We start from the raw sequence: 23,816 nt of genomic DNA, 5'->3' as shown, positions 1-23,816 counted from the left end.
GTTGTTCGAATGCAGGTCTATGCCACAGAATTTCATCACGGCCTCCTACGCAAAAGACTAAGTTCGCACCTTGAATTTTGCGCCACCTCCGTGAGGTGGGGAGGCCGGCCAGATGATTCTCAGATTTGAATGGCACTTACTTAACATGTTTAGCGTGCCCGTTTTTCTTCACATCAGCCCTTGCTGACCGGCGTGACTGGGTCAGCAAGGGATAGGCCTGAGGTCTTCGTTTTATGGCTCGCGGTTCGATGCGACCAGGTCGATTTCCAACGCGTTTTTGCGCGATCAGCACTGGCAGCACCGACTCGACACGCTGCAGCAACTCGGGAGCCGTGAGCAGATTGAAAAACGCATAAGCATCACAGTTCGAAGCATGGCGGCGGAAACGTTGCTGTTGATGCTGAAGAATTTGGCGTCTACGATCCATGTGGGCTGTGTCCTTGGTTTTCTGGTGTGTGTTCGCAACTATCACCGTAGACCAAGGCCAGCCCTTCTTCATTTTTTGCTTTCAGCTCAATTGGTTAGCTGTTAAGTAAGTGCCATTCACATCTGTCCCATTTTTTCGCTCGCCGTCTGAGATTCCCCCGATCAGGGTGTTCGAGAAGGACGGTTTGATCTATAGCCTTGATAATCGTAGGTTGCTTGCCGCATCGGCAGCTGGGGTCCCGATTAAAATCGTTCCGGCAACAGCGGCAGACATCCGAAAGGAGGTTAAAAAGAAAATGACCACGCTGAACAAAGGTGTGATCATTTGTGTTCGTGATATTTGTAAGTAGGACACCTATGGACCTCGACGACCAAGTAGAAAAAATACAAAGCAGAGAAGATTTTGCAAAATTTCTTCATGTGTTTCGTGAAGCACTGTTGCAACAGCCTGATGAGTGGGAGAACCCGACCCTGGAAAGGTACCTGGATGCAATGGAAGCCTGGGTTAATTCTATTGAGGGATATGTCCTTAACTCTGGGGACTCAGAGGTTCTGCAACCTAGCTGGAAGACCTTTGCCAAGATTCTGTCGGCGGCGAGCGTTTATGAGTGATGTCAGTCGGAGCGCCTGAAGACCTGTTGGATGACTGTCTAGTTCTTAAGAAGGGGTAGCTTTTGATGCCAGACGCTGTTTTGCCTCAAGCGTGAATCAGGTGATGGTCGGCCAACCAAAAAGGGACTGGGCTCGAACCACTAAATCTGAGTGGCGACCGACCATCACCGCCTGAGTGTGTTGTAACCGGGTCGTCTGCCAGGTGAGCCAGCCGGGATTGGACGTGTGTTTTGCACGAGCCACAGTTCTGTGACACGTTTTGGACGCACTGGCGGCACCAACGTTTCTCTGGGGCAGTTAACTGCCAGGGCGGTGCTTGTCTTATCGTAACCGCTTGATCCAAATGGGTGTCTGGCACGACTCGGTCGTAGCCAATGAAGAGGAAACGGGTTCGATGGGTTCAACCGATCAGGTTGAGTTGCGGAGCAAACCCTGCAGTTGAGAACTGCAGGGCGTGGTGGCTTTTAACCTTTACTTGAGACCGGCTAATGGCTGTCCCTTTTCCCTTATCCTGTTTACATACCGTAGCCACAAATAAGGTCAGAAAATGAAGCTAAAATTTTTCTACAGATATGGCGGACCTCATCCTGTTTTAGTACACGTGTATTACGCCTCTGCTGAAACCTTGCCGGGGCAAGCAGGAGCAGAGCGGTATGAACGGTACGTCTGCGGAGTGCTAACTGCGATAGCTCAAACCCCCGCATGTTGTGATCGGATTATTGAGTCCATCGGAACTATCGAAAGAGGTTTGGAAACCTCCATCATTGAAGGCGGGAATGATGTGCTGCTGAATATGGACGCCTCAGGTGTACAAGTGGATATTTTGGTCAACGATGACTGGATAGGACAGCCGGAAAGTCATTTTTCATTAGTTGAGTGGCGCATAGTCATTGAAAACTGGAAACGCCTTCTTCAGCGTCCTAAGGATTCTGGCGAGATAGATTTAGTAACTTTGTAATAATGGGCAAGGAGGGGCATTTAGTAGTCAAAAGGTGGGGCAGATTTATTTAAATCAAAAGGCAACTGATTTATTTGAATTAGTAAATCCGTTCCCTTTTTTACGTCCCATTTTTTATTTTTTCTGAGTTACTTCGGATAAAGCGGCGGCAACCCACTATCACCCACCGGATCCTGCACCCGCTCCGCCGTCGGAATCGTGCGAATCGCCCGCCACAAATCCTCACCCTGCCAATGCTGCCCGGTCTCGCTGTACAGCGCGCCGTTCAGCCCATCAAGCGCATCCGACAGCGGCACAAAACGCGCTGCCATATCCGCCAGGGTTTCCGGCTGCTGACGGGCCCAGGCGTCGAGGGCCTGGCGGGTGGCTTGCGGGTCGTTGGCCTGGCTGGCGCGTTTGATGTCGTCGAGCAGGGTGCGCGGGCTCGGGCCGGTTTGTGCGGCGCGCAGGATTGCCGGTTGCCAGCGGGCGCGCCACCAGAGGCCGAAGCCGAGGAGGGTGGTGCAGGCGAGGATCAGCGTGCTGAGTTTCCACCACCACAGCGCTTCGCTGTCGGCGGTGTTGAAGGATTGCGCGCTGCCGGCGGGGGTGTCGACCTGCAGGCTCGGGTTGGTCACCACTTGCAGGGTGCGGGCCGGCAGGCTGGTGTGTTCCAGGTGATCTTCGAAGGTGTTCCACCACACCACGTCCACGGTCGGCAGTTCGATCGAACCGCTGCGGCTCGGCACCAGGGCTTCGCGCTCTTCGCGGCTGCCGATCAGGCCACGCTCGCTGCTCTGGTTGTTGAGCACCGGTTGGTCCGGGTAGCGACGCAGGCCGTTGGCCTCGGTGGCCGGCAGGGCGGGCAGTTGCGAACTGGCCAGGCCTTCGACCTTGAGGGTCAGGCTGCGGGTCAGGGAGTCGCCGACCTGGGTGTGATCCGGTTCCGGGTTCCAGCTTTCGCTGAGGCTCAGGCTGCGTGCCGGTAGCCACGGCGCGTCGGCCGGATAAGTGATGGGTTTGGGTTTGACCGTCAGCGGGATTTCCGTAGAGGTCACTCGCAACACTTTGCCCGGTTTCGGACCCTGTGCGTTGGCGTCTTTGGCAGGCTGGGTGTCCACCCGTGTGGCGCTGAAGGTTTGCGGGGTGATGGTCAGCAAACCGCTGTGCTGCGGGAAGATCGCATAGCGCATTTCGATCACGCCATGCCGCACGCCGTTGATGTCTTTTTCGTAGGTGCGTGTATCCCCCAGCTGTTCGACCCGCGCATCGGTGATCTGCAACGGCGTGACGCTGCTGTCGTCGTACAGCGACACCGAATGGTAGATGCGCAGGGTCAGGACGGCCTGGGCCTGCACATAGACGCTGCTCTGGTCGAGGCTGGACTCGATGAACACCGGGTCGAGCACGTTCTTTTCTTCGGTGACGTCGCTTTCCACCACCTGCACGGTGATCGGCTGGCTCTGGCTTTCACCCAGTTTCAATGACGGAATCTCAACGCTGCCGTTCTGTTTCGGCAACAAGGTGATGATCCAGCGGGTGGTGGCGCGGTTCTCGTTGTTGAGCGTGTTCAACTGGTTGACCTGACGCGTGCCGCGCACTTCGAACAGCGGTTCCAGCGGGGTCAGATCAGGCTTGCCGAACTGCGTGACATCGTTGGATTCGAGGGTGAGTTCCACCGTCTCGCCGGAGTTCAGGCGACTGCGATCCACACTGGCCGTCAGCTCGGCCGCCTGAGCGGTGGCCGTGCAGATCAGCAGGGGTAGCAAGAGAGCGGTGAAACGGGTCATCGAGTGTTTTCCTGATCCTGATGTTGTTGCTGTTCGTACCAGAATTTGCGTCGCAGCAGTTCGCCCGGATCGTCCGGGATCTTGCCCAGCCATTGTTCCAGTGCCTGACGCTGCTCGCCTTCGAGGTTGTCCTCGCCGGGACTCAGCGTCGGGGCCGTGTTTTGTTCCGTGTCCGGCGCGCTGTCCGGCAATTCGTTGGGGCCTGGCTGTGGCGGAGTGGTCGGCGGCGGTTCACTCGCTGACTCTGCAGGCTGGGCCTCACTTTGCGCGTCATTCTTGATCGTCGGTGGCGGCGCGGTGGCGGGCGGCGGTTCGTCGCCCGGCACGTTTTGCTGCGTCGGTTGCTTCTCGGGCTCGGCGGGCGGCGGGGTGTTTTTCTGCTTGAGCAGGTTCTCCACCAGTGCCTTGTTGGTCAGCGCCGGGCGCAAGTCCGGCTGCAATTCCAGGGCCTGTTCATAGGCGTCGATCGCCGCTTCCAGCTCACCGCTTTTCGCCAGGGCGTTGCCACGATTGTAGTGGGCGCGGGCATCGCTGCCCTCGGCGAAACGCTCGGCGGCGCCACTGTAATCGCCGGCCTCGTACAACGCCAGCCCTTGCCATTGGTGGTCTTCGAAGTGCTGCGCGGCCTCGGCCGGACGCTTCAGTTTCAACAGATGCAAACCCTGTTGGTCGGGGCGCAGCCACAGGTCTTCGAAATTGAAAGCGTAGCTCGGTTGCGGCAGGCAGAAGAGCAGCGGCAGACAGAACAACCAGCCACGGCGCCCGGCACAGGCGGCAAGCAGCAACAACGGCAACAGCAGCCAGTAACCCTGATCGGCCCAGGTATCGAGGCGCAGGGTCTGGCCATCATTGCGCAAGCTGCGCGGGCCATCGAGCAGGCCGAGACTGCGCAAGTCCGATTCATCCAGCCGCGCGCTGTGGTACTCGCCACCCACTGAATTGAGGAAGGCGCCGAGACCGGGACTGTCGAGTTGCGGCACGCGGATCGCACCCTGGGCGTCCTTGAGGAAACTGCCGTCCTCCTGAGCAATCGGCGCGCCCTCGGCGGTACCGATGCCGAGCATCAGCAGCTGCGCCGATTGCCCGCTCAGTGCGCGGCGAATGCCTTGGCGCTCTTCATCGGACAGCGAAGAACCGATCAGCAGAATGCGGCCCTGACCCAGCGCCCCTTGTTCCAGCAACGTCAGCGCCTTGCTCACGGCGAGGTCGGCGCGATGGCCGCTCTCCGGCATCAGCGACGGCTTGAGGGCATCGAGCAGATTGCGGCTGGTCGCCAGATCATCCGACAGCGGCACCAGCGTGTGGGCACTGCCCGCGTAAACGACGATGGCGGTCTGCGCATCGCTGCGTGCTTTGAGCAGATCGAACAGTTTGCGCCGGCCCTGTTCCAGACGGGTCGGCGGCGAGTCGGTGGCGAGCATTTCCGGGGTCAGCTCCAGCACCACCACCAATGGATCCGCCGGTTTCTGGCTGGTCTGTTCGACCCGCTCCCAGCTCGGCCCGAGCAGCGCCAGGATCGTCAGCAACCATGCAACGCCCAACGCAACCCACGGCAACTTGCTGTCGCGACCGCTGCCGCCGCTGAGCAACGCGGCATGGAACGCCGGCGGCAGAATCATCTGCCAGCGTCCGGCGCGTTTCTGCCGGTGCCAGAGCTGCCAGATCAGCCAGCCGAGCAGCGGCAACAGCAGCAACCACCACGGACGGAACCAGTGCGGCCAGAGCGCGATCATCGGCGCCTCCGCAAACGCAGGCGCTTGAGGCGCTCGCGCCAGTCAGGCAGGGGGCTTTGCAGATACAGCTCCTTGGTGAACAGGCGTTGCAACGGGTTGTCCGGCCACAATTCACGGGCGACCAGCAACATGCTCAACAGCAACGCCAATGCCAGCGGCCATTGATACAACGCTTGGGCCGGGCGCGCCTGGGTCGGCTGCTGGGCCACCGGCTCCAGTTGGTCGAGGGTGTCCTTGATCGCTTGCAGTTCCTTGCCGTCGCGGGCGCGGAAGTAGCGTCCGCCGGTAGCGTCGGCGATGGCCTTGAGTGCCGGCTCGTCGAGGTCGAGGGTCGGGTTGCCGCCGAGCAGCGCCGTGGCGCCGTTCTCTTCGGGATCGGCACCGATGCCGATCGGATAAATTTTCACGCCTTCGTTGGCCGCCAGTTTTGCGGCGGTCAGCGGCTCGATTTCGCCGCCATTGTTGGCACCGTCGGTGACCAGAATCAGCACGCGGCTCTGCGCCGGGCGCATGCGCAGGCGTTTCAGCGCCAGACCGATGGCGTCGCCGATGGCGGTGTTCTTGCCGGCGATGCCGATCCGCGCTTCGTCGAGCCATACGCGCACGGTGCGTCGATCAAACGTCAGCGGTGCTTGCAGGTAAGCCTGGCTGCCGAACAGGATCAAACCGACCCGGTCACCATCGCGGCTTTCCAGAAAATCACCGAGCAAATGCTGGACCAGCGACAGGCGACTGACGTCTTCGTCGTTCCACTGCATGTCGGGAAAGTCCATCGAACCGGACACGTCCACTGCCACCAGCAGATCGCGACCGCTGGCGGCAATCGGCAGCGGCTCACCGAGCCATTGCGGGCGGGCGGCAGCGATCAGCAGCAACAACCACAGCAGCATGAACGGCGCCTGCTGGCGCCAGGCCGGCAGATTGGCCCGGGCACGGCGGCGGGCGAGGCCTTCCAGATCACCGAGAAAGCTCACTTTCAACGCCGGCTCGCCACTGTCGGCCACCGGCAGCACGAGGCGCATCAGCCACGGCAGCGGCAACAGCACAAAGATCCACGGCCAGGCGAACTCAAACATGCTTGCGGATCCACGTATCGACGGCTTGCGTCAGGCCGGCGATGGCCTTGTCGTCGAGTTTGCATTCGGGTTTGTACGCACCCTCGACGAGTACCATCCAACGAGTCAGGCCGGCGGCAGGGCAACGGTTGTCGAGGAACGCCAGCCACTTGCGCCCGTTGAGGGTGTGGCTCTGGCTGTAGGGGTAATGGTTGCGGCACAGACGTTTGAGCAGGCCATTGAGCTGCTGCAGCCACGCGCCAGCCGGTGCGCCGTCGTAGGGTTTGACCATTTGCGCCAGCTCTGCGAGCGCGGCGATGCGCACCGGATCGAGTGGTATCTCGGTGCGCACGACGGGTTTTTTCTTGATCGGAATGAAACGGCGCAGACGCCACAACGCGTAGCCGATCAGAGGCAGCAGCAAAAGCAGCAACCACCAGCCCGGCGCCGGAGGCCAGAAGGCGATCGGTGGCGGGGAAATCAGCGGTTGCAGTTGTTCGAGGCCGTTCATCGAACGTTCCCCGGACGCTGCGGGTTGAGGAACTCGCGCATCTGCTCGACCATTTCGCTCTGGGTGCTGAGGGGCATCAGTAACACCCGCAGTTTCTGCGCGAGCAATTCCCAGCGAGCGATGCGCGCTTCGGCCTGGGCGCGATAGGTCTGGCGCAGGTCAAAGTTCAGCGTGTCGAGTTCCAGTTGCGCACCGCGCTCGGCGAATCGCAGCAGCCCGGCGGCGGGCAGGGCGTGGTCCAGCGGATCGGACAGCGGCAGCATCAGCAGATCGCAATGGCGCGACAGCAGGCTCAGTTGCTGCTCGGCGCTGTCGCTCAGGGCGCGCTCGTCACAGATCACGATCACCAGACTGCCCGGACGCAATACTTCGCGGGCCCGGCGCAGGGCGACGCCAAACGCATCGCGATCCGGTTCCCGCTCGCTGTGCAGCGACTGATTGACCTTCACCAAGCGGTTGAGCAGTTGCAGCAGGCTCTGCTTGCTGCGGCGCGGCTTGATTTCGTAATGCTCGTTGTCGCCGAACACCAGTCCGCCGACCCGATCGTTGTGGCCCAGCGCAGCCCAGCCGATCAGCGCCGCCGCTTGCGCCGCGAGTACCGATTTGAACATCAGCCCGGAGCCGAAAAACAGCCGCGTGCTTTGCTCGACCATGATGAAAATCGGCCGCTCGCGTTCTTCATGGAACAGCTTGGTGTGCGGCTCCTGAGTCCGTGCGGTGACGCGCCAGTCGATGGTGCGCACGTCGTCGCCGGCCTGATAGACCCGCACCTGATCGAAGTCGACGCCACGACCGCGGAATTTCGAGTGATGCAGGCCGATCAGCGGGCTGCGCTGGCTCGGTGTGGAAAACAGCTGCACTTCGCGCACGCGGTGGCGCATCTCGATCAATTCGGCGAGGGAGATGCGGATACCGGGTTCGGACGGCAGGGAGGCGTTCATGGGGGTCAAGCGACGGCTACGACGTCGAGAATCCGTTGCACCACCCGATCCTGATCGATGCCGGCGGCCTCGGCCTCGAACGACAGAATGATGCGGTGACGCAATACGTCGAACAGCACCGCCTGGATGTCTTCCGGGCTGACGAAGTCGCGACCGGCCAGCCAGGCGTGGGCGCGGGCGCAGCGGTCGAGGGCGATGGAGCCACGGGGGCTTGCGCCGTAGGCAATCCACTCGGCCATTTCCGGGTCGAACTTGGCCGGGTTGCGCGTGGCCATCACCAGTTGCACGAGGTATTCCTCCACTGCATCCGCCATGTACAGACCGAGGATTTCCTTGCGCGCGGCGAAAATCGCTTGCTGGCTGACCCGGCGCTCGGGTTTGGTCTCGCCGTTCAGGGCTTCGCCCCGGGCCTGTTGCAGGATCCGGCGTTCGACGGCGGCGTCCGGGAAACCGATTTTCACGTGCATCAGAAAGCGGTCGAGCTGCGCTTCAGGCAGCGGATAGGTGCCTTCCTGCTCGATCGGGTTCTGCGTGGCCATCACCAGAAACAGCGGCGACAGCTCATAGGTGCTGCGCCCGACACTGACCTGACGCTCGGCCATGGCTTCGAGCAGCGCCGATTGCACTTTGGCGGGGGCACGGTTGATTTCGTCCGCCAGCACCAGGTTGTGGAAGATCGGGCCTTGCTGGAACACGAAACTGCCGGTCTCCGGGCGATAGATCTCGGTGCCGGTGATGTCGGCAGGCAGCAGGTCCGGGGTGAACTGGATGCGATGGAACTGGGCTTCGATGCCCTCGGCGAGTTCTTTGATCGCTTTGGTCTTGGCCAGACCCGGAGCGCCCTCGACCAGCATGTGGCCGTCGGCGAGCAGGGCGATGAGCAAGCGCTCGATGAGTTTTTCCTGGCCGAGAATCTGCGTTGAAAGAAAGGTTCGCAGCGCCAGCAGCGCTTCACGATGTTCCATCGATGACTGTTCCTGGAAAGGGTGGCCACAGGCGTTCGGATAACGCCGGGGCTGGGGGCGTTACTTTAATCCATCGCAGGGGGTGGCGACTAACGGCATTTTGCGCAAAGTGCGGGAAATGACCGGGGCAATTGTTGGAAATTTGTAGGGCGAGGGAGGTGCGGTGTTCTTTCGGGCCTCATCGCGAGCAGGCTCGCTCCCACATTTGAACGGCGTACACCCGTCAGTGTGGGAGCGAGCCTGCTCGCGAAAGGGCCGTCAAGCCAACATCAAATCTGGCTGATAAAGGTGCCAGTACCGTCAAGAATGTTCTTCAGGGTTTCCTCGACCTCGGCCAGATCCACCATGTCCGGGTTGTAGGTGATTTCCAGCACATCATCGCCGTTCAGCGCATCGGCATCCGCCGCCGCGATTTCGATCTTCAGCAGGGTCTTGGTCAGGGTGACCTTCACGCCGTCGAGAGTGGACGGCTCGCCATCCAGCGTGATCTCCAGCTCATCCTCGTCCGGATAGCGGCTCATCAGAAACATTTCGCCCTTGTCGCTGTGGCAGCAGAGCATGGCCATGTTGTCTTCTTCGTCGTCGCACGGGTTGACGATCAAAAGGGCGGTAGTCATTTGCATGGGGAATTCCTGCCTCGGCGGGCTTGTTGGTCGCAATTGGGCGCGATTCTGCCAGCCCCCGGGAATTTCTGCATGTGAGAGTGTCAGAGGATGTGTCGTGAACGCGACACAGGTCAATGGTCATTTCTGGCACGCCTGTACCGTAAAACCGGGGATTCAGACCGGCGTTTCGCCCCATGAATGCTAGTGTTTACCGATGCGCCTGCCCGGGTTTACGTGCCAATGACCGAATATGTCGCAGCACCGCAAGCAGACACATTGTCGCACCCATTAAGCTGCGCAACGGATGAGCACCCGTAAAGGCATTGCCATGGCCCCGCGAGCGGCGCCCGGCAGTCGTTTTTGCAGATGCCCATTCATGGAAGGTGAATGTGACCTGAGTGTCTCGTCCAGCTTCACCCACCTGTCACCCTGTTTCCTCTGCCCGAGATTCAGGAGCAGGGCGACGGAACGCCCCGAAAGGGGTTTTGTACGCGACGCTTTCCATCAATAACAAGCCCAAGCGGAGTACCACAGATGGCGTTCTTCACCGCAGCCAGCAAAGCCGACTTCCAGCACCAACTGCAAGCGGCACTGGCGCAGCACATCAGTGAACAGGCACTGCCACAAGTGGCGCTGTTCGCTGAACAATTCTTCGGCATCATTTCCCTGGACGAGCTGACCCAACGTCGCCTCTCCGACCTCGCTGGCTGTACTCTTTCTGCGTGGCGCCTGCTTGAGCGCTTCGATCACGCGCAACCGCAAGTGCGCGTCTACAACCCCGATTACGAACGTCACGGCTGGCAGTCGACCCACACCGCGGTCGAAGTGCTGCACCACGACCTGCCGTTCCTGGTGGACTCGGTGCGTACCGAGCTGAACCGCCGGGGCTACAGCATCCACACCCTGCAGACCACCGTGCTCAGCGTGCGTCGTGGCAGCAAGGGCGAACTGCTGGAAATCCTGCCGAAGGGCACCACCGGCGAAGGCATCCTGCACGAGTCGCTGATGTACCTGGAAATCGACCGCTGCGCCAACGCGGCCGAACTGAATGTGCTGAGCAAGGAACTGGAACAGGTTCTGGGTGAAGTCCGCGTCGCGGTCGCCGATTTCGAGCCGATGAAGGCCAAGGTGCAGGAAATCCTCACCAAGCTCGATAACAGCGCATTTGCCGTCGATGCCGGCGAGAAGAACGAAATCAAGAGCTTCCTGGAATGGCTGGTGGGCAACCACTTCACCTTCCTCGGCTACGAAGAATTCACCGTGGTCGATCAGGCCGATGGCGGCCACATCGAATACGACCAGAATTCGTTCCTCGGCCTGACCAAGCTGCTGCGCACCGGTCTGACCAACGAAGACCGCCACATCGAAGACTACGCCGTGAACTACCTGCGCGAACCGACCCTGCTGTCGTTCGCCAAGGCTGCACACCCGAGCCGCGTACACCGTCCGGCCTACCCGGACTACGTGTCGATCCGTGAAATCGACGCCGACGGCAAAGTCATCAAGGAACACCGCTTCATGGGCCTGTACACCTCGTCGGTGTATGGCGAAAGCGTACGTGTCATCCCGTTCATCCGCCGCAAGGTCGAAGAGATCGAGCGTCGCTCCGGCTTCCAGGCCAAGGCTCACCTGGGCAAGGAACTGGCCCAGGTTCTGGAAGTGCTGCCGCGTGACGACCTGTTCCAGACTCCGGTCGACGAACTGTTCAGCACCGTGATGTCGATCGTGCAGATCCAGGAACGCAACAAGATCCGCGTGTTCCTGCGCAAAGACCCGTACGGTCGTTTCTGCTACTGCCTGGCCTACGTGCCGCGCGACATCTACTCCACCGAAGTTCGCCAGAAAATCCAGCAAGTGCTGATGGAGCGCCTGAAGGCGACCGACTGCGAGTTCTGGACCTTCTTCTCCGAGTCCGTGCTGGCCCGCGTGCAGCTGATCCTGCGCGTCGACCCGAAAAACCGCATCGACATCGACCCGCTGCAACTGGAAAACGAAGTCATCCAGGCTTGCCGCAGCTGGCAGGACGATTACGCCGCACTGACCGTCGAAACTTTCGGCGAAGCCAACGGCACCAACGTGCTGGCGGACTTCCCTAAAGGCTTCCCGGCCGGTTACCGCGAGCGTTTCGCTGCACACTCGGCCGTGGTCGACATGCAGCACCTGCTCAACCTGAGCGAGAAGAAGCCGCTGGCCATGAGCTTCTACCAGCCGCTGGCCTCCGGCCCGCGCGAGCTGCACTGCAAGCTGTATCACGCCGATACCCCGCTGGCCCTGTCCGACGTGCTGCCGATCCTGGAAAACCTCGGCCTGCGCGTGCTGGGCGAGTTCCCGTATCGCCTGCGTCACAACAACGGTCGCGAGTTCTGGATCCACGACTTTGCGTTCACTGCCGCCGAAGGCATGGACCTGGACATCCAGCAGCTCAATGACACCCTGCAGGACGCGTTCGTCCACATCGTGCGCGGCGACGCCGAAAACGATGCGTTCAACCGTCTGGTGCTGACCGCCGGCCTGCCATGGCGCGACGTCGCGCTGCTGCGTGCCTACGCTCGCTACCTGAAGCAGATCCGTCTGGGCTTCGACCTTGGCTACATCGCCAGCACCCTGAACAACCACACCGACATCGCTCGCGAACTGACCCGGTTGTTCAAGACCCGCTTCTACCTGGCGCGCAAACTGGGCAGCGATGATCTGGACGACAAGCAACTGCGTCTGGAACAAGCGATCCTGACCGCGCTGGACGACGTTCAAGTCCTCAACGAAGACCGCATCCTGCGTCGTTACCTGGACCTGATCAAAGCGACCCTGCGTACCAACTTCTACCAGACCGACGCCAACGGCCAGAACAAGTCGTACTTCAGCTTCAAGTTCAACCCGCACTTGATCCCTGAGCTGCCGAAGCCGGTTCCAAAGTTCGAAATCTTCGTTTACTCGCCACGCGTCGAAGGCGTGCACCTGCGCTTCGGCAACGTCGCCCGTGGTGGTCTGCGCTGGTCCGACCGTGAAGAAGACTTCCGTACCGAAGTCCTGGGCCTGGTAAAAGCCCAGCAAGTGAAGAACTCGGTCATCGTGCCGGTGGGCGCGAAGGGCGGCTTCCTGCCGCGTCGCCTGCCACTGGGCGGCAGCCGTGACGAGATCGCGGCCGAGGGCATCGCCTGCTACCGCATCTTCATCTCGGGTCTGCTGGACATCACCGACAACCTGAAGGACGGCAAGCTGGTTCCGCCGGTCAACGTCGTGCGTCATGACGATGATGACCCGTACCTGGTGGTCGCGGCGGACAAGGGCACTGCAACCTTCTCCGACATCGCCAACGGCATCGCCATCGACTACGGCTTCTGGCTGGGTGACGCGTTTGCGTCCGGTGGTTCGGCCGGTTACGACCACAAGAAGATGGGCATCACCGCCAAGGGCGCGTGGGTCGGCGTACAGCGTCACTTCCGCGAGCGCGGCATCAATGTCCAGGAAGACAGCGTGACCGTGGTCGGCATCGGCGACATGGCCGGTGATGTATTCGGTAACGGTCTGTTGATGTCCGACAAGCTGCAATTGGTTGCCGCGTTCAACCACATGCACATCTTCATCGACCCGAACCCGAACCCGGCCACCAGCTTCGTCGAGCGTCAGCGCATGTTCGACCTGCCGCGTTCGGCATGGTCCGACTACGACACCAGCATCATGTCCGAAGGCGGCGGTATCTTCTCGCGCAGCGCGAAGAGCATTGCCATCTCGCCACAGATGAAAGAGCGCTTCGACATCCAGGCCGACAAGCTGACCCCGACCGAGCTGCTGAACGCCTTGCTCAAGGCGCCGGTGGATCTGCTGTGGAACGGCGGTATCGGTACTTACGTCAAGGCCAGCAGCGAAAGCCACGCCGATGTCGGCGACAAGGCCAACGATGCACTGCGCGTGAACGGCAACGAGCTGCGCTGCAAGGTAGTGGGCGAGGGCGGTAACCTCGGCATGACTCAACTGGGTCGTGTGGAGTTCGGTCTCAATGGCGGCGGTTCCAACACCGACTTCATCGACAACGCCGGTGGCGTGGACTGCTCCGACCACGAAGTGAACATCAAGATCCTGCTGAACGAAGTGGTTCAGGCCGGCGACATGACCGGCAAGCAACGCGATCAGTTGCTGGCGAGCATGACCGACGAAGTCGGTGGTCTGGTGCTGGGCAACAACTACAAGCAGACCCAGGCCCTGTCCCTGGCTGCCCGCCGTGCCTACGAGCGTGCCGCCGAGTACAAACGCCTGATGAGCGACCTGGAAGGCCGTGGCAAGCTGGACCGCGCCATCGAGTACCTGCCGACCGAGGAACAGCTCACCGAGCGCGCCGCGACCGGTAAGGGCCTGACGCGTCCGGAACTGTCGGTTCTGATCTCGTACAGCAAGATCGACCTCAAGCAGCAGCTGCTGGACTCGCTGGTGCCGGACGACGACTACCTGACCCGCGACATGGAAACCGCGTTCCCGCCGAGCCTGGTCAGCAAGTTCGCCGATGCCATGCGTCGTCACCGTCTGAAGCGCGAGATCGTCAGCACCCAGATCGCCAACGATCTGGTCAACCACATGGGCATCACCTTCGTTCAGCGACTCAAAGAGTCCACCGGCATGACTCCGGCGAACGTGGCAGGCGCTTACGTGATCGTGCGTGACATCTTCCACCTCCCGCACTGGTTCCGTCAGATTGAAGCCCTGGACTATCAGGTTTCCGCTGACGTGCAACTGGAGCTGATGGACGAGCTGATGCGTCTGGGCCGTCGCGCTACGCGCTGGTTCCTGCGTGCCCGTCGCAACGAGCAGAACGCCGCCCGTGACGTCGCGCATTTCGGTCCGCACCTGAAGGAGCTGGGCCTGAAGCTGGACGAACTGCTGAGCGGCGAAATCCGTGAAAACTGGCAGGAGCGTTATCAGGCTTACGTGGCTGCCGGTGTACCGGAATTGCTGGCGCGTATGGTGGCGGGTACGACCCACCTCTACACGCTGCTGCCGATCATCGAAGCGGCCGACGTGACTGGCCAGGATCCGGCCGAAGTGGCCAAGGCGTACTTCGCCGTGGGCAGCGCGCTGGACATCACCTGGTACATCTCGCAGATCAGCGCCTTGCCGGTTGAAAACAACTGGCAGGCCCTGGCCCGTGAAGCGTTCCGCGACGACGTCGACTGGCAGCAACGCGCGATCACCATCGCCGTTCTGCAAGCGGGCGGCGGCAACCTGGACGTCGAAGAGCGTCTGGGGCTGTGGATGGCGCAACACGACGCGATGATCCAGCGCTGGCGCGCCATGCTGGTGGAAATCCGTGCCGCCAGCGGCACCGACTACGCCATGTACGCGGTGGCCAACCGTGAGCTGAACGACGTGGCGCTGAGCGGTCAGGCGGTCGTGCCTGCTGCGGCGACGGCGGAGCTTGAGCTTGCTTGAGTAGCCGTTGAATGAAAAAGCCCCCGCATTGTGAGATGCGGGGGCTTTTTTTGCCTGATGGTTTTATCGTAACTGCAAGTTATGTCCTTGTTTGTTATCAAGCATCGACACTTTATCTGTCGGTCTGGTCAGTAAATTACTGAGCGACTGGTCAAACTTCTGCAATGCCCGAACCTGAACTTCCTGCTGCTGATTAATATCCGCAACTATCTCCTCCGAACGCTTGAAGTCCGCCCACACCGGCGTCAATTCTTTCGCCTCGGACCCTTTGGCCGTCCCGATATAGTTCAACTTCCCGTCATAAAAGTCCGCACTCACATCGGCCTTGATGTCCGAACTGCGCGAGGTAATCAACTGGCTGTGAGTATCGACGATCGCCACCACATCCGGATTCGCCGCACGCAGGCTCTGCATGTCCGGGTACACCGTGACCGAGCCGAACTGGCGTTGCAGCGAGGCTTTCACCCAGTCCACCGCCATGTCCGGTTTCGAGGTGGCGACGTAGGCGTCATGGATCGGCTGCACCAATAAACTCTGGCCGAAACCAGTGCCGGCGTTGGCCTGATACTCGCGCAGGTATTCGCGGTTGGTCTGGGTGCTCGGGCTGTAGACGACGCCCAGCGAGACAGCGGGGCCGCTTTTCACCTGAGCGGCGCTGCTGCGCCCGACGGGTTGGGTGAACAGTGTGTCGAGGGAGGAAACCGCTTTGGGGGCGGTAGGAACTGAACAGGCGGACAACGCTAAAACCGATATCGCCAACGTACTGGCAAAGGCAAGTTTCATGGTGAGTCTCCCGTGAAGCAACTTCAGTCGGAAAGTCAGGAATGTCGGGGTTCATTAAATAGAACCGGCGACAGTTGCCTCAGACTACTCCCGCCAAACTGAAAACAACCTGACAATTTGCTGAATGACTGTCATGCAATAGTTTTATTGGCTGTAAGGGTTTTTGATTAATTGCCACGGGAAATAAAAAAGGCGCAAATCAACAATTTGCACCTTTTATTTATGGCTGGTTAAACAACCATCAGTTTTTCAATGGGATCAGCACTTGCTCGTCCGGCGACAGCACCATGAACACCAGCAACTTGGCAGGTTTGGTTTGGCTGGCGTTTTTCGACACCAGATGTTCGGAGCCTGCCGGTTCGTACCAGAACTGGCCTTTCTTGTAGGTGATCGCTTGTTCACCCTTGACCTGGGACGTCACTTCGCCTTCGAGCACATAGGCCATGGCGGTGCCGTCGTGTTTGTGGGCGATGGAGGACTGGCCGGGTTTGTAGTCGACTTCGATCATCATGGCTTTCTTGCCGGGGACGTTTTTCAGCATTTGGTCCTGCAGGACCGAGACCTTTTCGGAGGCATCGTGGGCCATGGCGGCGGCAGAAACAGACAGGGCGAGAGCGGCAGCGAAAATGGGCAGGAGTTTCATGGCGGGTCACCTGTGAAGTGGGGGAGTCGGCTTTCACAGTAGTCCGCGACGTGATGCATTCAAACGGCCAATATTCGGGAAGATCAGGTGACCAATCCAAGTATTTCAGTGCTGCCAAATACGCAATCGCGAGCAGGCTCGCTCCCACAAGTGTTGTGTTGTTCACAGATCATATGAACGACATAGAAACTGTGGGAGCGAGCCTGCTCGCGATGGGGCCTTTAAGGTCAAACGATAGGAAACGAGTTGAAATCCACGCTATTGGCCAGTCGACTATCGATCAAATCAATAAACCCCTGCGCCTCAGGCCGGTTGAAGTGCGCCTGCATCGCCGCCTCCGACTGCCAACGAGCACTGACCGTCCAGCGGTGGCTGTCGTCGGGGCAGCGGTCGACGAGATAGGAATCACAGCCCGGCGTTTCGCGAAGGGTTTCGACGATCTTCTGCAACTGCCTGCCCAGCTCCTCGGAGCGGCCGGCCGCAGCCTGCACCTGTACGGTGTTGATCACTTCGTTGGACATTGCTCACACTCCTGAATCAGGCCGGACGAATCCTGCTCATTGAGGGATAACGCCTGTGCAGAATAGGCCTGCACCCCCGGATCACCAATAACCAATCGGCGGGTAATCCGTTAGACCAATCTACCCGGCGACCTGTTGCAGAATGTCGCGCAGGCGATCCAGCGCGATATCGATGTCCAAGGTCTCGATAGCGCCGAAGCCGAAGTACATTCCGCTTCTGGCCGGCTGCTGGTAATAGAAGCCGTCGATGGCGTACAGGCCGACTTCGACCTTTTTCGCCAGTTCAATCACCAGCGGCAAGTCGATCGGCACCCGGCAGAACACCGCCATATGAAAGCCCGCGCTGGCCGGCACGGCCTCCAGCCACGGCGACAGGTCGGTCGCCATGCGCGCCAGGATCCGCTCGCGGCGCTGGGCGTAAACGGTGTGGCAGCGGCGAATGTGCTTGAGCAGGCAACCCTCGGCGATGAACTTGGCCAGCGCCCATTGCGGCAGGGTGGAGGCGTGCAGGTCGGTGAGCTGCTTGGCACGGATCACCGCTTCGAGGATTGCTGGCGGCAGGATTGCGTAGCCCAGCCGCAGCTCCGGCAGCAGGGTTTTCGAGAAGGTGCCGACGTAGGCGACGATGCCGCGCTGATCGAGGTTGTGCAGCGAATCCGTCGGCCGGCCCTCGTAGCGGAATTCGCTGTCATAGTCGTCCTCGATGATGATCGCGCCGAGCTCGTAGGCCCGGGCCAGCAAGGCCTCGCGCCGCGCGTGGCTCATCGGCATGCCCAGCGGGAACTGGTGCGACGGCGTCACGTAGATCAACCGGGTGCCGTCGGGAATGTGCTCGACCTGAATTCCTTCCGCATCCACCGGCACCCCGACCACGGTGGCGCCGTGAGTGCCGAACAACAGCCGCGCCGGCGGATAACCCGGATCTTCCATCGCCACCAGACTGCCGGGGCGCAGCAGCACCCGGGCGATCAAGTCCAGCGCCTGTTGCGCGCCGTTGCACACCACGATGTCCTCGTCCTGACAGTTCACCCCACGGGAAAACGCGATGTGCCGGGCAATCGCATTGCGCAGCGCCGGCAAGCCTTCCGCCACGCTGTAGAAGCCCTTGGACCCCGCCATTTGCCGCATGGCGTGGGAGACACAGCGGCGCCAGTCATCGTGGGGGAACTGGCCCTTGCTGGTGGCGCCGCCGATGAAGTCGTAACGCAGCGAGCCTTCCAGCGTCGGATGGCGCAGGAACACCGGCAGGTTGCACCAGCTCTCGATCACCTCGGAACTGGCCAGTTCGGAATGACTTTGCTTGCGCTGCACCGGTGTCGAGCGGGCGTTGACGTAGGTGCCTTTGCCGATGACGCCGGTGAGGAAGTTTTCGTAAGTCAGCTGCGCGTAAGTGTCGGAAATGGTCTTGCGCGAAATCCCCAGTTGCTCGGCGAGCAAGCGGCTGGGCGGCAGCTGCGTGCCGGCGGCCAGACGCCCGGATTCAATGGCGCCGCGCAGTTGCTGGTACAACTGACAGGCCAGATCCTTGCGGCCGTTGATCACGACATGAAGTTCCATACCGACGGGGCTCTCCGGGAAATTGAGTGTGCCGGCCAGATTACTCCCGAATGCGCTGTCGACAGTAGTTGCGCATCACAAATACCCAAAATTGGCCCCGATCCAATGTGGGAGCGAGCCTGCTCGCGATAGCGTCCTGTCACTCACCATTGATGATGCAGACAAAGCGCCATCGCTAGCAGGCTAGCTCCCACAAGGTTTTGTGTTTGGTATTAATCAGTGGTGTAGCGGTTTTCCGTGCAATTGGGGCTGTAATGCTGGTCGGCCAGCGCTTACCGTGAAATCACTCTTCTGCTGCCCGAGACCCGCCCATGTCCCCGCGTCTGGATTACTACAGCGCTTCACCCAAAGCCATGAAAGCGATGATTGCCCTGGAAGCGCTGACCAGCAGCCTGAGCATCGAACCGCCGCTGCTGCACCTGATCAAGATTCGCGCCTCGCAACTCAACGGCTGCGCGTTCTGCACCGACATGCATTCGGTGGAAGCGCGGCGGGCAGGGGAGACGGATCGGCGGCTGTACGCCATCGCGGTCTGGCGCGACAGCGGCTTCTTCAACCTGCGCGAACGGGCCGCACTGGCCTGGACCGAGGCAGTGACGCTGCTGGCGGATAGCCGGGTGCCTGACGATGTTTACCAGCAGGCGCGGGAGCAGTTCAACGAGACCGAACTGGTGGACCTGACCATGGCTGTCAGCACCATCAACAGCTGGAACCGCCTGGCGGTGAGCTTCCGGCAGATCCCCGCAGACCATTGATCAATGCCAAGCACAAAATCCTGTGGGAGCTAGCCTGCTAGCGATGGCGGTTTTTCCGCGTCGTCAATGGTGACTGGCAGGACGCTATCGCTAGCAGGCTAGCTCCCACAGGCCCCGTACGCCAATTCCGGGTATTTGCTGTCGAGGTCGCAAACGGGAGTCATAGCGACTGACAAGCTGCCTCTCCACGGATGCTTTGCTGCGCTCTTCAGTTCGGTGGCCGCTGCGGTTTCACCGACGTGCCAAACGTGTTGCCCATCCGTGTACTGGTAGCCGCCGGCGTCGCCAGCCCCACCTGATTCGGCGGGCGCTTGTTGATCGGCACATTCATCGCTTCCTGATTCTTCTGCGCAGCCGCCGCGCCATCGGGGTTGTTGCCCATCTGCTGGCTCAGGCAGTCGTAATTCGGCGCCTTGTAACCGCCCACGGTCACCTCGACGCAACCCACTGCCTGCTCGGCATGTACGCCGCCCGACAGCGTCAAAACCAACCCGCTCAGCGCCAATGTCCACAGTGATTTCATGTGTGCCTCCTGGCCGACCCGAAGGGGCCGCTCTAGCTCAAGAGTCTAGTGCAACGGCGGCGTCGATCCCGTGATGGTTTTTTTGCAGTGGCCGTCACACCAGATTCATAAACAGCCCTCAGGATGACGGTTTTCAGGGGTGCATCAGCCGTGCAGCGAGGCCGTGCCAGGGAGGATGTTGTGCGCTCAGCGCTCATGCGCCAGCTCTGTCTGGGGCTGCTGCTTGGCTTGTTTCTGAGCCGCGCCAGCGCCGATCCGGTGCCGGCGACGATGCGCATGACGCTGCACATCCCGGCCCAGGAACTGGCCCGCGCCCTCGATCAGTTCAGCCGCGCCACCGGCATGGCGGTGCTGGTTGACAGTCAGCTGAGTCGCGGTCGACGCTCGTTGGCGGTGGACGGTGAATTCACCGCCGCCGAAGCGTTGCGCCGGATGCTCGGCGGCAGTGGGCTGATGGCCAAGTACAGCCGCGACGACGCGTTTACCTTGCAGGTTGCGCAAGTCGAGGACGTGCCGTTGCCGGCGGAGAAACCGACCCCCGCCAGCGTCGCGGTCAACCGCAGTTACGCCACGGCGGTGCAGGCGGCTATCGAACGCAACCTGTGCCGTTCGCCGCTGACCCGGCCCGGCAGTTTTCGCGCGGTGTTGCAGCTGTGGATCGGTCGCGACGGCGTGGTGCAGCACAACCGGTTGGTCACCACCACCGGCGATGTTCGGCGCGATACAGCGCTGGTAGACAGTTTTCACACGCTCAAAATCGACCGGCCCACACCCGGCGCATTGCGCCAGCCAGTCACGTTGCTGTTGTTACCCGAATCGTCAGGAAAGCGCATGGAATGCACACAATGGGAAGGAGTTTCCGGGGGATGAAAGACGCCGGACAAAGTTCGATGGTCCAGCTGTTCCTGACGTCCTACGAGGACTTTCGGGTGCGCCTGCGACGCCGTCTCGGCTCGGAGGACCTGGCCAACGACGTGCTGCAAGAAACCTGGCTGCGGGTCGACCGCATGGAAGCGCCGCCGAACCTGCTGCGGCCCAACGCCTACCTCTATCGCATGGCCCTGAACATCGCCGCCGACCGCCGCCAGGCCGATGCGCGGCTGCTCACCGGCAGCGAAGTCGAAGAACTGCTGCAAGTCAGCGACGAAGTGCTGGACCCGATGCGCGTGGTCGGCGGCCAAAAGGAAATCCAGTCGCTGCTCAGCGCCCTCTACGAGCTGCCGGCCCGACGTCGCCGGATCTTCATCGCCGCACGCCTGGAAGAAGCGCCGCATCTGGAAATCTCCCAGCGTTTCGGCATCTCCACGCGCATGGTCGAGAAGGAAATCAAGGCTGCCCTCGGACACTGCGCGGCCAAACTGGAAAGAAAAGTGTTTCAGCGGTTCGGTCGCGGGGCCGGAAAACCGTCTAGTGAATGAAGCTCCGATTGAGTGTCCCGATCAACCCGTCGAGTACCTGTGCGTTTTGAACATCTTCCGTCTGACACCTGCCGAGCCCACGCCTGCCGAGCGTCTGCAAAGCGAAGCCCGCGACTGGCTGATCCTGCTGACCTCCGGCGGCGCCACGGTCGCCGACGCCCGAGCGCTGCGCCAGTGGTGCGCGCAAAGCCCCGAACACGCCCGCGCCTTCGAAGAGTGCAAGGCGTTGTGGCACCTGCTGCAACCGGCGGCCGAAGCGATGCAGGCGCCACGACGGTTTGGACGCCGGGCGTTTCTCGGCGGCGCGATTGCCGCGTCGGCTGCGTTCTTGCTGGTGCGCGGCACGATTCCGGGCGGCTTCTCCGGGCTCGGCGCCGATTACATCACCGAGGTTGGTCAGCAACGTCGGGTCGAACCGGCCGATGGTTTGAGCCTGGAATTGAACACCCAGACCCGCATCAACCAGCGTTCGGTGGATGAAGGCGTGCAGGGCTTTGAACTGGTCAGCGGAGAGGTCGAAGTGCAGACCGCGCGGCTGCCGATGGCGATGCAGGCCGGTGGCGGTTGGTTGCGGGCGAGCAGGGCGCGGTTCAACCTGCGCAACCTTGATCAGCAGGTTTGCGTGACGTGCCTGGATGGCGCGGTGGACGTGGAAGTCGAAGGCCGAAGTCTGCGCCTGGAACCGGGCCAGCAATTGACCTATGACGCGCAGCAGGTTGGCACCGTGCAAAGCGTAGATACGGCGGCGGTGATGAACTGGCGTCAGCAGGTACTGGTGTTCAACGGCACGACCCTCAGTCAGATGATCGACGAGATCAACCGCTATCGTCCGGGCATGTTGTTGCTGCTCAATCGGGAGCTCGGCCAGCGCCGCGTACAAGCACGTTTCTCCCTCGACCAACTGGCCGGCGTAGGCGCACTGATCCGTGATGCCTACGGCGTCAAATGCACCGAGTTGCCGGGTGGCGTCGTAGTCCTCAGCTAACCCAACACAACACCCACAAACACCCCATACCCCCTGTGGGAGCCAGCCTGCTGGCGATGAGGGCAGCACATCCGACATCTCATTGCCTGACCCACCGCATCGCCAGCAGGCTGGCTCCCACAAAGTTCAACAGTGACCGCCGCTACTGCAACGGCCCCATCACCTGCCGATACTTCTCCGGCCCTTGCGGTGTTTGCCGAGTCAACCGCACCTCCAACCCCAACGGATCCTCCCGCCGATTCCCGCTCAACTGCCGCCACCCCTTGTCCATCTCCCAAACCCGCACCTGCAAATCACTCACCTCACCCAAAACCGCCACCCCAGCCGTAGGCGCCGGCAACGGATACCGACTGCGCGCCGGCGCCACCGCGCGATACAGCGTGTCCCCCTTGAGCCACCAGCGCACCCGCTGCAACGCCCCCGGTTGATCCGCCGCACTACGAATGATGTCCAGCCGAAACCCCTTGCTGTCACTGCTGCGCACTGTAACGGCAGGCGGCGCAGTCGCCGGTTCATCCTCGGTGCCGACCTTCTTCGGCTCCGTCAGCTCGATCCCGGCGCGCATCTCCACATCCCGCTGCATCTGATTCAACGCCCGCAACAGGCTGTCACTCTGCTCACCACTGGCCTGCAAATGCTTGTCGGCGCGCGTGACGCTGTCCAGCCCCTTCCAGGCAATCAAACTGACCACCGCCATCAACAGAATCGCGACCATCACCTCGATCAGCGTAAAACCTTGTTGTCTGTTCATTGCACGCTAATCCGGCCCGAAGCATCGCGCAGCACACTCAACCGATTGAGCCCGTCAGACAGCGTCAACTGCAGCGGCGGATTGATCCACTCCGCGTTCAGCACTAGCTTCTGCTTCGGCTCCAACCGCACCTCCAGCTTCGGACTCTGCCAGGGACGCGGCCGCAACTGCGGGTCCCGATCGAAATGATCAAAACCCTTACCACTGTCGCTACGCCGACTGAACCGAAACCCCTTGCCATCGCTCAACCACGCAATCGGCCGGCCATCCGCACGGGCCTCAGCCTGAGCAATCTGCAGCAACTGCGCCACGCGCTCGGCGTCCTTGCGCAGCAACTGCAACGGATCGGGCTTGATACTCAAACTGATCGCCGCACTGGCGATACCGATGATCACCAGCACCACCATCAACTCGATCAGCGTAAAACCCTGCTGCCTGCACCGGTTCATCGAATGCGCACTCCCTTGCGTCCAGCCAGTCCCAAAAAACCATCCTGCACGGCCAACATGTAAGGCGTGTGAAATAAAACCGTGAGAATTGCCGCGTAGTCTGGTCACCGGGACTAAAAGGAGATTCAGCCCATGAGATTCACCGCACGCTTTTCACCCCCCCAAATCATCCAGGCCGCCGCACTGCTGGCCGCCCTGGTCGGCATCGCCACCTGGTCATCCCTGCTCCTGACCACCGCCGAATCCCACACCCCGGCGGCCACGCCGCAACTGCTCGCGGCGCGTAGCGACAATCCTGCGTTGCAGTGGTTTTCCAACCGCACGGCGCCGGTGGAGATCAAGGTCAGCGGCGTGATGGCGGGGAGTCGTGGGGCGGTGGCGATTTTGAGTTTGAACGACGGGCCGCCGAGGAGTTTTTTGCAGGGGGAGCGGGTG

The 23,816-nt window shown here is 61.1% G+C and carries 22 protein-coding genes and 1 pseudogene; 8 read left to right on the top strand and 15 right to left on the bottom strand.

The annotated features are described in order from the left end of the window. Positions 1 to 136: 136 nt before the first annotated feature. Positions 137 to 292, bottom strand: a pseudogene (locus DXT77_RS29915) (IS4 family transposase); the annotation flags it as partial. 491 nt (positions 293 to 783) lie between these two features. Between DXT77_RS29915 and DXT77_RS14275 the strand changes: the two are divergent. Together DXT77_RS14275 and DXT77_RS14270 are read left to right on the top strand one after the other, a co-directional pair. Next, a complete protein-coding gene (locus tag DXT77_RS14275) occupies positions 784 to 1,038 on the top strand; it encodes a hypothetical protein (RefSeq protein WP_119428060.1) in 255 nt (84 codons plus the stop codon). A 547-nt stretch (positions 1,039 to 1,585) separates the two neighbouring features. Further along, entirely contained in the window at positions 1,586 to 1,996 is a 411-nt protein-coding gene (locus DXT77_RS14270; RefSeq protein WP_119428059.1) for a hypothetical protein, read from the top strand. Between the two features lie 128 nt (positions 1,997 to 2,124). On the opposite strand, the gene DXT77_RS14265 is transcribed toward DXT77_RS14270, so the two are convergent. From DXT77_RS14265 to DXT77_RS14235, 7 genes are all read right to left on the bottom strand, one after another. Next, positions 2,125 to 3,765: a BatD family protein gene (locus DXT77_RS14265; protein WP_119428058.1), complete on the bottom strand. Its 1,641-nt coding sequence runs from the start codon at positions 3,763 to 3,765 to the stop codon at positions 2,125 to 2,127. After that, positions 3,762 to 5,498 (bottom strand): tetratricopeptide repeat protein, encoded by a 1,737-nt coding sequence (locus DXT77_RS14260; protein ID WP_119428057.1) that lies wholly within the window; start codon positions 5,496 to 5,498, stop codon positions 3,762 to 3,764. The genes DXT77_RS14265 and DXT77_RS14260 overlap by 4 nt, the downstream gene beginning before the upstream one ends. Continuing rightward, entirely contained in the window at positions 5,495 to 6,574 is a 1,080-nt protein-coding gene (locus DXT77_RS14255; protein WP_119428056.1) for a VWA domain-containing protein, read from the bottom strand. The genes DXT77_RS14260 and DXT77_RS14255 overlap by 4 nt, the downstream gene beginning before the upstream one ends. Then, positions 6,567 to 7,064 carry a DUF4381 domain-containing protein gene (locus DXT77_RS14250; RefSeq protein WP_119428055.1) on the bottom strand — a complete coding sequence of 166 codons (498 nt, stop codon included), beginning with the start codon at positions 7,062 to 7,064 and terminating at the stop codon, positions 6,567 to 6,569. The genes DXT77_RS14255 and DXT77_RS14250 overlap by 8 nt, the downstream gene beginning before the upstream one ends. Beyond that, positions 7,061 to 8,005, bottom strand: a complete 945-nt coding sequence (locus DXT77_RS14245; RefSeq protein WP_085711312.1) for a DUF58 domain-containing protein — start codon at positions 8,003 to 8,005, stop codon at positions 7,061 to 7,063. Before DXT77_RS14245 ends, DXT77_RS14250 begins: the two co-directional genes overlap by 4 nt. Positions 8,006 to 8,010: 5 nt before the next feature. Beyond that, the gene (locus tag DXT77_RS14240; RefSeq protein WP_007913915.1) at positions 8,011 to 8,970 is read right to left on the bottom strand and encodes a MoxR family ATPase; all 960 of its coding nucleotides are present in this window, start codon (positions 8,968 to 8,970) and stop codon (positions 8,011 to 8,013) included. Positions 8,971 to 9,239: 269 nt separating this feature from the next. Beyond that, entirely contained in the window at positions 9,240 to 9,593 is a 354-nt protein-coding gene (locus tag DXT77_RS14235; RefSeq protein ID WP_085711311.1) for a hypothetical protein, read from the bottom strand. Positions 9,594 to 10,109: 516 nt separating this feature from the next. Between DXT77_RS14235 and DXT77_RS14230 the strand changes: the two genes are divergently transcribed. Then, positions 10,110 to 14,996 (top strand): NAD-glutamate dehydrogenase, encoded by a 4,887-nt coding sequence (locus tag DXT77_RS14230; RefSeq protein ID WP_119428054.1) that lies wholly within the window; start codon positions 10,110 to 10,112, stop codon positions 14,994 to 14,996. A 63-nt stretch (positions 14,997 to 15,059) separates the two neighbouring features. Here the strand turns inward: DXT77_RS14230 and DXT77_RS14225 are convergent, their stop codons facing one another. The 4 genes from DXT77_RS14225 to DXT77_RS14210 form a co-directional block, all read right to left on the bottom strand. Continuing rightward, the gene (locus DXT77_RS14225; RefSeq protein ID WP_119428053.1) at positions 15,060 to 15,779 is read right to left on the bottom strand and encodes an ATPase; all 720 of its coding nucleotides are present in this window, start codon (positions 15,777 to 15,779) and stop codon (positions 15,060 to 15,062) included. Between the two features lie 241 nt (positions 15,780 to 16,020). Further along, positions 16,021 to 16,422, bottom strand: a complete 402-nt coding sequence (locus tag DXT77_RS14220; protein WP_119428052.1) for a cupin domain-containing protein — start codon at positions 16,420 to 16,422, stop codon at positions 16,021 to 16,023. Between the two features lie 227 nt (positions 16,423 to 16,649). Beyond that, complete coding sequence (locus DXT77_RS14215) at positions 16,650 to 16,943, bottom strand: putative quinol monooxygenase (RefSeq protein ID WP_085711307.1); 294 nt, start codon at positions 16,941 to 16,943, stop codon at positions 16,650 to 16,652. 120 nt (positions 16,944 to 17,063) lie between these two features. Continuing rightward, the gene (locus tag DXT77_RS14210) at positions 17,064 to 18,500 is read right to left on the bottom strand and encodes a PLP-dependent aminotransferase family protein (RefSeq protein WP_119428051.1); all 1,437 of its coding nucleotides are present in this window, start codon (positions 18,498 to 18,500) and stop codon (positions 17,064 to 17,066) included. 311 nt (positions 18,501 to 18,811) lie between these two features. Between DXT77_RS14210 and DXT77_RS14205 the strand changes: the two genes are divergently transcribed. Beyond that, the gene (locus tag DXT77_RS14205; protein WP_119428050.1) at positions 18,812 to 19,255 is read left to right on the top strand and encodes a carboxymuconolactone decarboxylase family protein; all 444 of its coding nucleotides are present in this window, start codon (positions 18,812 to 18,814) and stop codon (positions 19,253 to 19,255) included. A 208-nt stretch (positions 19,256 to 19,463) separates the two neighbouring features. Here DXT77_RS14205 and DXT77_RS14200 read toward each other — a convergent pair whose 3' ends face one another. Next, positions 19,464 to 19,778 carry a hypothetical protein gene (locus tag DXT77_RS14200; RefSeq protein WP_119428049.1) on the bottom strand — a complete coding sequence of 105 codons (315 nt, stop codon included), beginning with the start codon at positions 19,776 to 19,778 and terminating at the stop codon, positions 19,464 to 19,466. 195 nt (positions 19,779 to 19,973) lie between these two features. Here DXT77_RS14200 and DXT77_RS14195 point away from each other — a divergent pair, with 195 nt between their 5' ends. The 3 genes from DXT77_RS14195 to DXT77_RS14185 are packed head-to-tail and all read left to right on the top strand — an operon-like array spanning position 19,974 to position 22,181. Then, positions 19,974 to 20,648 (top strand): STN domain-containing protein, encoded by a 675-nt coding sequence (locus DXT77_RS14195; RefSeq protein WP_119428048.1) that lies wholly within the window; start codon positions 19,974 to 19,976, stop codon positions 20,646 to 20,648. Then, the gene (locus DXT77_RS14190) at positions 20,645 to 21,196 is read left to right on the top strand and encodes an RNA polymerase sigma factor (protein WP_119428047.1); all 552 of its coding nucleotides are present in this window, start codon (positions 20,645 to 20,647) and stop codon (positions 21,194 to 21,196) included. The genes DXT77_RS14195 and DXT77_RS14190 overlap by 4 nt, the downstream gene beginning before the upstream one ends. Positions 21,197 to 21,242: 46 nt before the next feature. Then, positions 21,243 to 22,181: a FecR family protein gene (locus tag DXT77_RS14185; protein WP_119428063.1), complete on the top strand. Its 939-nt coding sequence runs from the start codon at positions 21,243 to 21,245 to the stop codon at positions 22,179 to 22,181. A gap of 142 nt (positions 22,182 to 22,323) precedes the next feature. Here the strand turns inward: DXT77_RS14185 and DXT77_RS14180 are convergent, their stop codons facing one another. Together DXT77_RS14180 and gspH are read right to left on the bottom strand one after the other, a co-directional pair. Next, positions 22,324 to 22,932, bottom strand: coding sequence for a prepilin-type N-terminal cleavage/methylation domain-containing protein (locus DXT77_RS14180; protein WP_119428046.1), 609 nt, complete (start codon positions 22,930 to 22,932; stop codon positions 22,324 to 22,326). Continuing rightward, positions 22,929 to 23,381: a type II secretion system minor pseudopilin GspH gene (gspH, locus tag DXT77_RS14175; RefSeq protein WP_119428045.1), complete on the bottom strand. Its 453-nt coding sequence runs from the start codon at positions 23,379 to 23,381 to the stop codon at positions 22,929 to 22,931. Before gspH ends, DXT77_RS14180 begins: the two co-directional genes overlap by 4 nt. A gap of 132 nt (positions 23,382 to 23,513) precedes the next feature. On the opposite strand from gspH, the gene DXT77_RS14170 reads away from it, so the two are divergent. After that, positions 23,514 to 23,816, top strand: a 303-nt coding sequence (locus tag DXT77_RS14170) for a general secretion pathway protein GspC (RefSeq protein WP_119428062.1), incomplete at its 3' end; no start/stop codon positions are given.

This window comes from Pseudomonas sp. 91RF, from assembly GCF_003576265.1.
Taxonomy (GTDB): Bacteria; Pseudomonadota; Gammaproteobacteria; order Pseudomonadales; family Pseudomonadaceae; genus Aquipseudomonas; species Aquipseudomonas kribbensis.
Note: the sequence above shows the minus strand (reverse complement) of the source record. Positions and strands in the feature narration are given on the sequence as shown.